Annotated in this window: 7 protein-coding genes; 3 read left to right on the top strand and 4 right to left on the bottom strand. The window is 64.4% G+C overall.

All coding sequences use genetic code 11. The features are described from left to right. Positions 1-69 precede the first annotated feature (69 nt). Entirely contained in the window at positions 70-1059 is a 990-nt protein-coding gene (locus tag KA184_20840; GenBank protein MBP8132035.1) for a trypsin-like peptidase domain-containing protein, read from the bottom strand. 111 nt (positions 1060-1170) lie between these two features. On the opposite strand from KA184_20840, the gene KA184_20845 reads away from it, so the two are divergent. Continuing rightward, a complete protein-coding gene (locus KA184_20845; protein ID MBP8132036.1) occupies positions 1171-4257 on the top strand; it encodes a DUF4981 domain-containing protein in 3087 nt (1028 codons plus the stop codon). A 44-nt stretch (positions 4258-4301) separates the two neighbouring features. Next, positions 4302-5006, top strand: a complete 705-nt coding sequence (locus KA184_20850; protein MBP8132037.1) for a DUF1080 domain-containing protein — start codon at positions 4302-4304, stop codon at positions 5004-5006. Positions 5007-5072: 66 nt separating this feature from the next. On the opposite strand, the gene KA184_20855 is transcribed toward KA184_20850, so the two are convergent. From KA184_20855 to KA184_20865, 3 genes are all read right to left on the bottom strand, one after another. Beyond that, entirely contained in the window at positions 5073-6569 is a 1497-nt protein-coding gene (locus tag KA184_20855) for a B12-binding domain-containing radical SAM protein (GenBank protein MBP8132038.1), read from the bottom strand. A 41-nt stretch (positions 6570-6610) separates the two neighbouring features. Continuing rightward, a complete protein-coding gene (locus KA184_20860; GenBank protein MBP8132039.1) occupies positions 6611-8104 on the bottom strand; it encodes a B12-binding domain-containing radical SAM protein in 1494 nt (497 codons plus the stop codon). A gap of 230 nt (positions 8105-8334) precedes the next feature. Beyond that, positions 8335-10674: a PD40 domain-containing protein gene (locus tag KA184_20865; GenBank protein ID MBP8132040.1), complete on the bottom strand. Its 2340-nt coding sequence runs from the start codon at positions 10672-10674 to the stop codon at positions 8335-8337. A 131-nt stretch (positions 10675-10805) separates the two neighbouring features. Between KA184_20865 and KA184_20870 the strand changes: the two genes are divergently transcribed. Further along, on the top strand, positions 10806-11682 hold an 877-nt coding region (locus KA184_20870; protein ID MBP8132041.1), incomplete at its 3' end, for a hypothetical protein.

Genomic DNA, 11682 nt, shown 5'->3' on the forward strand with positions numbered 1-11682 from the left:
TGGTCGCGGTGGACGGACGCAGCGGGGCCTCGGCTTTTTTTCGCCAATGGACGCGGTGTGAGGCGCTGTTTACGGATGGGAACCCTCTTCGCCGGGTGGGGCCGGTTGTACGGGCGGTAGCGTTGCAGCGGTCGATGGCCCCGCCCCCAGCACCGCCAGGACCTCGTTGGACGGGATGCAGGTGCGCAGGACCATCTGTTGATATTTTGTCTTGCCGTCTTCGCCTCCGGCTTCCATCGGGGCCGTTGTGGCGACCATGCCCACGACGGCGCCGGCGGCATTTAGCACGGGCGCGCCGCTCGAGCCCTTGGCGTATTCCGCCGTGACGGCCATCTGCGCAACGGCCTGCTGCGCGTCACGGCGTACGAAATAGCGGGACACGATGCCCTGCGTCAGCGTGTAAAATTTCCGGTTTGGATGGCTGATGATGACGACCGGCGCGCCGGCGGGCGTGTCCGGCGCGATAGCCAGGGGCGGCGCGCGCAAGCCTTCCGCCTGTAGAACCGCCACGTCGCATTGCTTGTCGGCGGCAATCACCGCGGTAATGGGATAGATGGCCCCGTCCTGCGTCATCGCGACGAGCGTGGCATCCGGCTCGTGTTCGGCCACATGGTAATTCGTCACGCACACCCCCGGAAACGCCGCGACGAACCCCGCGGATGTGCTCAGCGCGTGGCGTTTGCCGCACTCCTTGCAGTGGCCCAGCGATGCGATGACCAAGACGCTGGCGCTGCACTGCGCGTAGACTTGATCCGGACGGAGTCTCCTGCGCCGGGACGCGGACACCGGCACGCGCCCCTCAGGCGCGCGCAAGGGCGCACGCGGCAGCACGTCGGTGATGCCGCAATAGGCGCTCTCAGGCGCGTTGGCGGCCCTGCGGAGCTTGCTCAGCAGGGCTTTGTCGTCGATGTACGGACCGGTCCCGGAACTTGGCGGCGGGGATGCGGTCAGGCACCCCGCGAACACGAATGTCAGCCCCAGGCACAGCAGCAGGGCCGCGCGGCCCTGGGCCGGCCGGCGGGCCCTGTCTCCGGATGAACTGTCGCTGGTCTGGTTCATGTGTTGCGTGACAACCCGTAAGCGCTTAGGATAGCGCCTCTGATTTCGGAATTACAGCACGGCTGCCGGGACGCGGGCCCGATGTCCGCGAAAACGCGGCGGGGAGACGCCATGACCTTCGCAACAACCGACTTGGAAGACCCGTGCGTGGCCGGGCGCAACAAGGCGGCGGCGCATTGCACCCTGATGCCCTATGCGGACGCGGCCCGGGCTGCGCTGTGCGACCGCGCGGCGTCGCCGTTCCGACGCTTGCTGAACGGGGCCTGGAAATTCCACTGGGTTCCGAAACCCGCGGACCGGCCCGTGGACTTTTTCCGGCCCGGCTACGACGTCAGTGGCTGGGCGGACATGCCCGTGCCGTCCAACTGGGAAACGGAGGGTTACGGCATCCCCATCTATAGCAACGTGGCGTACCCGTTCCCGCCGGATCCGCCGCGCATCCCGGCGGACAACAACCCCGTCGGGTCGTATCGCACGACGTTTGACCTGCCGGATGCCTGGGCGGGCCGCCGCATCCTGCTTCAGTTTGGCGGGGTCATGAGCGGCTGCTATGTCTGGGTCAATGGCCAAGAAGTGGGCTACAGCGAAGACAGCATGACTCCGGCGGAATTCGACATCACCCGGTTTGTCCAGCCGCGGGGCAACGTGCTGGCCGTGCAGGTGTACCGCTGGTGCTCGGGCAGCTACCTGGAAGACCAGGACATGTGGCGGCTCAGCGGCATCTATCGCGATGTGCTGCTATATGCCGTGCCCGCCGTTCACATCCGCGACTTTTTTGCCCGCTGCACATTCGACGGGGCCTGTCGTGACGCCGCGCTTCGGCTCACAATCAAGGTGCGCAACAGCGGCAGTGCGGCGCCATCCGCGCACAACATCGAAGCCAGCCTGCTCGATGCGAACGGCGTGCCGGTAGAAGCAAACCCGATCATGACCGCCGCGACCGGCCCCTTGGATTCCGGAAATGAGTCCTTGCTCGAGCTTGCGGCGCCGGTGGCGCAGCCGCTCAAGTGGACCGCCGAGACGCCTCATCTCTATACGCTCGTGCTGACCCTGAAGGACGCGGCGGGCGCCGTGGCCGAGGCGGTGTCGTGCCGCTTCGGTTTCCGGCAGGTCGAGGTGCGCGACAACCAGATTTTCGTCAATGGCGTATCCGTCAAGCTCAAGGGCGTGAACCGGCACGAGCATTGCCCCGACCGCGGCAAGGCGATCACCGTCGCGCAGATGCGCGAAGACCTGCGGATCATGAAACGGAACAACATCAACACGGTGCGCACATGCCATTATCCGAATCAGGAGGAGTGGTACGACCTCTGCGACGAATTCGGCATTTACGTCATCGACGAGGCGAACATCGAATCGCACGGCATGGGTTACGACCTCGACACCACGCTTGGCAACCGGCCCGAATGGGAGACGGCCCACGTGGACCGTGTCGTGCGCATGGTCGAGCGCGACAAAAACCACCCCTCGGTCATCATCTGGTCATTGGGGAACGAGGCGGGCTCGGGCTCCAATTTCGTGGCGGCGGCGAACGCCTTGCGCGCGATCGACCCCACGCGCCCCGTGCATTACGAGCGGTTCAATGATATCGCGGACATCCACAGCGAGATGTACCATCCCATGGAGCTGATGCTGCACTACGCGCAAAACCACCCGAGCAAGCCGTTTTTCCTTTGCGAATACGCGCACGCCATGGGCAACAGCGTCGGCAACCTGCAGGATTACTGGAACCTGATTGATGCGCGTGCGTGCCTTATTGGCGGGTGCATCTGGGATTTCATCGACCAAGCGCTGCGCAAGAAGACGGATGCGCCGCCCGGCTGGTTCTGGGCGTATGGCGGGGATTTTGGCGACACGCCCAACGACGGCAATTTCTGCTGCGACGGCATTGTCGGGCCGGACCGCACGCCGAACCCGAGCATGCAGGAGGTGCGCAAGGTCTACGAGAACATCCGGACCGAACCGGTCGACCTCCTGCGGGGCCGCGTGCGCGTGCTCAACAAGCATGCGTTCTTGAATCTGGATGCGTTCGAGGCCGCCTGGACTCTCATGGCGGACGGGCGTGTGCTCCAGGAAGGCAGCCTGGGCCGCCTTCCCGTGCCGCCGGGCGGCATGGCCGAAGCCACGGTTCCCTTTCGCGTCCCGGCGTTGGAACCGGCGACCGAATACTGGCTCACCGTGCGTTTTGTCCTCGCGGAAGACTGCCGTTGGGCGGCGAAAGGCCACGTTGTGGCGTGGGACCAGTTTCTGGTGCCTTTCGACACGCCCCAGCCCCCAACGGTCCTGGTCGCGGAGTGCCCGCCGCTATCAATGCAGGAATCCGGCGCCGATTTCACGGTCCGGTGCGCGAACGCCTCGGTCCGTATCGGGAAGCGGTCCGGCGTCATCGAATCGATTCAATCCGGCGGCGTGGAACTGCTCTGCGGCGCCCTGGAGCCCAATTTCTGGCGCGCGCCCACGGACAACGACCGCGGCAACGGCCATCCGGACCGCTGTCGCGTCTGGAAAGAGGCCGGCGCCAGCCGGGAATTACGCAGCATCTCGGTGCGCCAGTCACGGCCGCAGTGCCTGGATATCACCGCCGTATTCGCGCTGGTGGACGGAAACGCGCGCTACAGGGTGAACTACGCCGTCTATGGCTCCGGCGACGTGGTGGTGGACGTCCGGCTCGAAGCGGCGGGGCGCTTGCCCGAACTGCCGCGCATCGGGATGCAGACAGCGATGCCGGGCTCGTTCGACCGCGTCACGTGGTACGGCCGCGGGCCTGAAGAGACCTACTGGGACCGGAAAACCGGGGGCGCATTCGGTGTATACTCGTTTCCCGTGACCGGGCAGGCGCACCGGTATGTCCGGCCGCAGGAGAATGGCAACAAGACGGACGTGCGCTGGTTCGCGGCGACGAACGCCGCGGGTGCGGGCCTGATGGCGGTGGGCATGCCGGCGCTGGAGTGCAGCGCGTGGCCGTTCACGATGCGCGACCTCGAGGAATGCACGCATGACTATCAGTTGCCGCGCCGGGACTTCGTTACGGTGAACTTCGATCATGCGCAGATGGGCGTGGGCGGCGACACGAGCTGGGGTGCGCGCACGCACCCCGAGTATACGCTGGCCCCGGGCGTGTACGCGTACCGGTTCCGCCTGACGCCGCTGCAGCGGCTGGACGAGGCGGCGGCGCTCGCGAAGCGCCGGCTTGAGTGAATGAAAATGGCTGAAGAGCCGTCTGAATAAGAAAGGAGTGTTGTATGGACAAGCGAGTATGGGCTGTGGCGATGCTTGGACTGGCCGTGTGCGCGGCGGGCCATGCGCCGTGCGCGGCGCAGGGCGTGACGCCCCCGCCGGAAGCGCTGTTGTCGCAAGCGGCGAATGGCGAAGGATTCCAGCCTCTCTTCAAGGACGACCTCTCGGACGCGCAAATGCAGCGCGGAGGCTGGGAATTCGCGAATGGCGAACTGGCCTCGCAGGGCCGCGGCGACATCTGGACCAAAGAGCGCTACGGCGACTTCGTGCTGGACCTCGAATTCAAATGCGACCCGGACACGAACAGCGGCGTGTTCCTGCGATGTGACTCAATCGCCGACTGGCTGAACACGGCCATCGAGGTGCAGATTCTCCAGCCGAACGACAAGTATCCGAACGACAAGTGGCATTGCGGCGCCATCTTCGACTGCCTGGCTCCCGCGAAACTGGCCGTGAAAGGCCCCGGAGAATGGAACCGTCTGCTCATCATCGCGAAGGGCAGCATGATCTACGTCCAGTTGAACGGCGAATGGGTCGCAAGCATGAATCTGGACGAGTGGACCGCGCGCGGGCGCAATCCGGACGGCACGCCGAACAAGTTCAAGAACGCTTACAAGGATATGAAACGCGAGGGTTATATCGGCCTGCAGTATCACGGCCAGCCGGTCTGGTTCCGTAACATGCGGGTAAAACCCCTCGCCGCAAGCTGAGCATCCCGAAATACCGCACCACATGCCTGGCGGGGCGGGCGAAAGTCCGTCTCGCCGGTTACATTTTCACACGCTCTTGCGCGCGGTTCCAGGCTCGGACGCTGTGACCAGGTGCCCGTACGGCTGCTCTTCGGACGTGCAGCGCGGCTCCGGCGCGGAGAAGAGCCCTTTCGTGAGCCGGCTCAGGAACATGGGCGCGTACATCGGCAACAGGTGGGGTTTCGGATAGTCGCGCAGAATACGGTACATGCGCCGTGGATTGAAGAAGAACCGGGCGTTCGCCTCGCGCTGCATGCGGAAGAGGACGTAGTCCGGCACTTCCGAGAAATTAACGCGCGCCGCGCCAAAGTTCAGGTCGTCGTAGCGCAACAGCGCGAGACGTTCCGGGTATCGCTCCTTGCAGGCCTCGTAGAGCGTCGTGCCTGGGAACGGCGTCACCGTGAAAAAAGACATGGTGTGCAGCTTCGACGCGCAGGCCACGTCGACGGTCATCCGCATGTCTTCCGCCGTCTCGTGGGGAAACCCGAACATGGCGAAACCGTTCGTGTACACGCCGCGTTCGGCGGCCCACGCGACGCCCTGGAGAAAACGCGGGATGTTCAGGCGCTTGCCCATGACCTCCTGGATGCGGGGCGAACCGGATTCGAGCGCGAAGCTCGAGAAGTACATGCCCGCGCTGACCAGCGCGTCGATACTCTCTTCCGAGAAGATGTCCGTGCGCACGCCGTTGGGGAAAGCGATCTTCATCTTGATATTGCGCTGATGCACCAGGTCGCAGAAGCTCATCAGCCGCTTCGGGTTCAGGTTGAAGATATCGTCGACGAATTCGAAGTCATCCACGCCATATTGCCGCTGGAAATAGGCCACTTCTTCAACCACGCGCTCCGCGCTGTGCTGCCGGAACCGCTTGCCAAACACGTCGTGGCAGTAGTTGCATTTGTACGGGCAGCCGCGGCTCGTGAACAGCGACACGTAACGGCGCCGCGGGATCGGCGGCATCGATTGGCGCTTCCAGTAGCGCGGCAGGTCGATCAGGTCGTAGGCCGGAAACGGGAGGCTGTCCAGGTCCTGGATCAGAGGTATGGCCCCCGGATTCGTCACGATTTCGCCGTGCTCGTCGCGGCGGAACAGGCCGGGCACGTCCGCCAGCGAACCGCCGCCGAAATGGGCGTTGAGCACCTGCTCCATCGCCTTCTCGCCCTCGCCCGCGATGGCCGCGTCGGCCGCGGTGTTCGCCAGCGCCACGGCGCCGAACGCGCTGACGTGCGGGCCTCCGAGAAGGATCAGCGCCTCGGGCAGACCCTGGCGCACGCGCCGCGTCAGTTCGCCCAGCCCCTGCGCCGTGGGCGTGATCGCACCGAAGCCGACGACGTCCGCCTGGAACGCGATGGCCTCCCGCGCGATTTCCTCATTGGAGGGGTTGTCGAGTTTCTGATTGCATAACCGGATGACTGTCTCGAAGCGGTCTCGCAGATACGCCGCCAGGTACATGATGCCCAGCGGCGGCGTGGCCAGCGGGTATAGGGGGCGCCGGAAACCTACATTCGCCAGATAGATCCGCAATGGCCGCATGAAACGGGCTCCTTATGCATACGGGACGCCTGCTACGCAGCGTCCTCATGTCGCCGTGGCAGGTGCGAGACTTTTACTTTGTTGCCATACTTTCTCGGATAGGTCTTGAACAGTCCCTTGGTGAGCCGTTGCACGAACGTGGGCAGGTACATCGGCAGCAGGTGGGGCTTCGGATAATCGCGCAGGATGCGGTAGATGCGTTTCGGCTTAAGGAAAAAGCGCCGGTTTGCCTCGCGCTGGCATGCGAAGAGCACCTCGTCCGGCTCGTCGGACAGATTGACGGGCATGCTGCTGAAATCCATGCCGTCGTAGCGGATGTGCTTGACCAGTTCGGGCCGCGTCTGTGCCGCGATTTCATAAAGGTCGCTGCCGGGGAACGGCGTAACCGTGAAGAAGGACATCGTGTGCAGCCGCGAATCCGCGGCCACGTTGATGGTCATCTGCATGTCCGCGCGCGTCTCCGTGGGGAACCCGAGCATCGCGTAACCGTTCGCGAACACGCCTTTGGAGACCGCGTACGCCACGTTCTCGACGTAGCGGTCAATGTCGAGCCCCTTGCCCATTACCTGCTGGATGCGCGGTGATCCCGATTCGAGCGAATAGCCTGAATAGTACATGCCCGCGTCCACCAGCGCGTCGATGGTCTCCGGCCGGAAGATATCCGTGCGCACACCGGTCGGGAACGCGATCTTGACCTTGAGGTTCTTCTGATGCAGCAGGTCGCAGAAGTCCATTACGCGCTTCGGGTTCAGGTTGAATATGTCGTCGAGGAACTCGATCTCGTCGATGCCGTAGCGTTCCTGGTAATACGCGGTCTCCGCGGCGACCCGCTCCGCCGTATGCTGGCGGAACCGCTTGCCGAAAACATCGTGGCAGAAGTTGCAGCGGTAAGGACAGCCCCGGCTGCTGAACAGCGACACGTATTTCCGTCGCGGGATCGGCGCGATCGACTGCCGCCGCCAGTACGCCGGCAAGTCAATCAGGTCGTATGCGGGAAAGGGCAGCGAATCCAGGTCCTTGCTCGGGATCAGCGGCATGCACCCGGGATTCTTGACGATTTCGCCCGTCTCCGTGCGCCGGTAGATGCCGGGCACCTCGTGCAGGCCGCCGCCCTCGAAGTGCGCGCGCAGAATCTCCGCGAAGACCAATTCGCCCTCGCCCGCCACCGCGCAATCCGCCGCGGAGCCTTCCAGCGACTGTTCCCGGTACGAGCTGACGTGGCTGCCCCCAAGCACGATCAGCGCCTGCGGCAATTTCGCGCGCACACGGTGCGTGATGTAGTTCAGGCCTTCCGACGTGGGGGTAATCGCACCCAGACCGACGACATCCGGGTTGAAATCCGCGATTTCGTCCGCCAAGTCGTCGTTCGGCGTGTTGTGCAGCTTCTGGTTGACCAGCCTGATGTCGCACGCGAAATGCTCGCGCAGGTACGCCGCCAGATACATGATCCCCATGGGCGGCGTTACGAGCGGGTACAGCGGACGCCGGAACCCCACTATCGCCAGAAAAATGCGCAACCGCTTCATGAGTAGGACTCCCGCCCGGATCGGGCGCTCTTCGTTTCACGGCGCGCCGCGCCGCCCGCAGTACCTTTAACGCCTATTAACTATACTAAACAAACGCTGTCGCTCTGTCAATGCATTTCTTTGCCTTGGGACGGAACGGCCCAAAAGGACCGGCAGGAAGCAAAGAACGGATGGCGCGCCCTGTGGCTGCGGCGGCCTTTTCGTTCCGTGCGTCATTTTGGGTCATCGGACTAATCATCGTAGTGCTTGCTTCCGAGGCGCAGGACCTCTCGCGCGCGCTTTTCGGCGGCGGCGCGGAACTCGTACTTCGCTTCGCGCGCGAGGTCGGCGCCATCGAGTACGGCGCCGGGCATATCCTCGCGGGGGCGTTGCCGCAATTGCTCTCTCCCGGCCTCAAGGATGCGCAGGGCTTCCTGGCAGGCGGGGGAATCGCGACCCGGTAGGATTGCGAGGCAGGGGCTGAGTTCGGGCCGGTCGAAGCTGACGAGGGGGCCGCGGCTGGTGGTGTGTCCCGCCAGGGACTCGAACGGGATGCCGGTCAGTTCGCCGAGACGGCGCACCTGCTCCCGGTTCAGCGGCGAGCGCCCGGCCAGATTGTCCGGATAGACGCTGGCATAAGTCGGGTAGTAGGGCGCGTTGAGGTCGATCCAGGTCACGATGCGGTCGAACTCTTCGGGGCTGAGTTGGACGTCGTGGTGTCCCGCGCGGATGGTCTGGACGATCTTGCTGGCATGGGAGCCCCAAGAGTTGGCCTGCTGCGTTTCGGCGGGGCCCGCGCCGGGCACGCTGATGTATTTCCGGCGCCAGAGTTCCTCGTACGATGCGTTGAAGACGAAGGTCTTGTCGCCTGCGAGGATGAGTCGTTCGCCGCCGTCCGTGCCGAAGTCGTGGCACGCGGCGCAATGCTTGTCGAAGACGGGTTGCACCTCGGCGGCGTAACTGAACAGGCGCGGCTCGCCGTGCCAGCCGTTCATGGTGGACGGCGCGCGGCGCAGGGCCAACGGCGATGCGTTGCCGGGCGGCGGCGCGGTGAGCCGGTTCTCGTGGCAGCCGGTGCAGCCTTGCGTTTCGCCGGGCTGGATGATCGTGCCGCTGCGCATGGATTGGACCATCATGCCGTTCGCGTCGAGCAGTTGGAAATAGACGAAGGTCTCGGCGGGAACGTCAAAATACGCCGAGCCATCCTCCTCGACGGGGACCGTGCCAAGAATGCGTTTGTTGTTGAAATCGTGCCAGTTCATGGCAGGGTTTTGCTGGCCTTGGCCGCCCCATTGCTGCTCGGGGACAAAGAAACGCTTTTCGGGCGACTCGACGACGCGCAGGTACTTGACCGCGCCGCGCCCGACACCCGCCATGTGCGTACCGCGATAAACGTCGGCGACGTAGAAAGCGCCGGTGGGCGATGCAAAATCGCGGCGGTCGGGGATCAGGGTCGGCGGCGTGCGCGGCGCGAGCGGGATGGGATCGTAACAGCCGGGCGGCTCGACATGGACGAGCGTCTCACGACCATCGCGGTGGACCGCGAAGATGCCCATGAGTTCGCCATCGCCCGCCTCGCGCGCGCAGAGAAACAGCGAATCGGTCAGCGGGTAGGCGTCTTCGTAGCGCGGCGTGACCTGTTTGTAGGTGTCGAAATCGCCAATGCCGACGAGATCGATGGCGCTTTCCGGCCACGTGCGCGCGACCGGCGCGCGGCCGTCGAGGCCAAGCCGGCGGTCAATGATCGCGAGCGCGCCCCAGGGCCGGTCGTGGCAGGAACCGAAGATGCAGAGAGTTTGGTCCGCTCCGGGGATGGGCCGGGCGTCGAAGACCGCGCCGGGCGAATTCGTGTTGTTGCCCCAGTAGACGGCGTGGCCCGTGCCGTCCGGGTGTACGGTCCATAGCCCCTGCGCGTCGCCGAAATTGCGGTCCACATACTCCCAGCGGTAATAGAGGATGCGCCCGTCGGGCAGGAGCGCGCCGTGTCCCTCGAAGAGCGTGCTTTTGCCGATCTGGTGGATGTTCGCGCCGTCGCCGTCCATGCGGAAGAGATTCGCCATGATGTGCCGGTTGCACATGCAATACTTCGGCTGGCGCGTGGACGAGAACGCGATGCGCCCGTCCGGCAAGTAGAGCGGGTCGATGTCCGTGACGCCCGCCGCCCTGGTGAGTTGCCGGAGGTCCGTGCCGTCCGCGTTGATTTCGTAGATGTGGTAATCATCCTCGCGGTTGCGGCGCATCGAGAAGAGGATGCGCTGCCCGTCGAAACTGACGTCCGGGTCGCGGATGATGCCGTCGGGCGCTTCGAGCAGCGTCGTGACGCGGCCGGACGCGATTTCTAGCACCTTGAGCGCGCCACCGCCCTCGAAACTCGCTTCGTTGATCTCGCCCTTCTGGAACATCGTTTCCGTGTTGTGATGATCGGGACGGTACTGTTTGCGCGTTACGAAGACGATGGGGTACGCCGTGAGCACCGGGTCCGCGAGCAATTCGGGGGAGACAGGAAGGGGGATATCCGCTGTGGCACAGCCGGAAAACAGGAAGCAGCCTGTCAAGACGGCTCTGGCCATGGCGGACAACATGTTTCTCATCGCTACCCGTGGTCTCCTTGGTGGTCGCCGCAACCCATTGTCCGATTGAATCCGGATGCCCCAGCTGGGATTATAGAGGAAAGCGCAAGGGAAAGCGCGGATGACGCGGCAAGCGGGAAAGGAAAGCACTGATGAACACGGGTCAACGCAGATTCCCGGTTAACGCATCGGTGTACATCGGTGTACATCGGTGGTTTCTTTCCCCCAATTGCATGGGGTTTATCATTGCAGCCCTGCTCCTGACCCCCGCGACGGCGGTTGCTGCTGTCGAGCAGGTCGTCGTGGTGTTCAAGCAGCATTACGACCTGGGCTACACGAAACTCGTGCCGGAGGTGCTCGAATATTACCGCACCGAGATGATGGACAAGGCGCTCGCGACCTGCGCGGAGACGGATAAGCTGCCGCCGGAGCAGCGATTCGTGTGGACGATGCCGGGCTGGCCGATGTGGCACATGCTCGGGCCGCAGCAGACGCCGGAACGGCGCGAGGCGATTATCCAACGCGTGCGCGAGGGCCGGTTCGTGGTGCATGCGCTCCCGTTCACGACGCACACCGAGTCGCTCGAACTCGAGGACCTTGTGCGCGGGCTGTGGTTCGCGGTGGACGTGTGCAAGCGCGCGGGCGTGCCCATGCCGCGCGACGCGAAGATGACCGACGTGCCGTCGCATTCGTGGGTGTTGCCAACGCTCTTGAAGCACGCGGGCGTCGAATTCCTGCACATCGGCGGCAATTCGGCATGTCCGGGGCCAAGCGTGCCGCCGCTGTTCTGGTGGGAGGGGCCCGACGGTTCGCGCCTGCTGACAATGAGCAACGTCGGCTACGGCACGGGGCTCGTGCCGCCCGCGGACTGGCCGCACAAGACGTGGCTCGCGCTCATCCACACGGGCGACAACCAGGGGCCGCCGAGCGTGAAGGATGTCGAGGCGCTGCTCGCGGAGGCCAAGGAGAAATTGCCGGGTGTAGCAATCCGCATGGGCCGCCTGTCGGATTTCAGTGACGCCATCCTAG

This window comes from Candidatus Hydrogenedentota bacterium, from assembly GCA_018005585.1.
GTDB lineage: Bacteria > Hydrogenedentota > Hydrogenedentia > Hydrogenedentales > JAGMZX01 > JAGMZX01.

Coding starts and splice junctions, on each gene's coding strand:
- KA184_20840 (MBP8132035.1), bottom strand. CDS start 1,059: ATGAACCAGACCAGCGACAGTTCATCCGGAGACAGGGCCCGCCGGCCG.
- KA184_20845 (MBP8132036.1), top strand. CDS start 1,171: ATGACCTTCGCAACAACCGACTTGGAAGACCCGTGCGTGGCCGGGCGC.
- KA184_20850 (MBP8132037.1), top strand. CDS start 4,302: ATGGACAAGCGAGTATGGGCTGTGGCGATGCTTGGACTGGCCGTGTGC.
- KA184_20860 (MBP8132039.1), bottom strand. CDS start 8,104: ATGAAGCGGTTGCGCATTTTTCTGGCGATAGTGGGGTTCCGGCGTCCG.
- KA184_20865 (MBP8132040.1), bottom strand. CDS start 10,674: ATGAGAAACATGTTGTCCGCCATGGCCAGAGCCGTCTTGACAGGCTGC.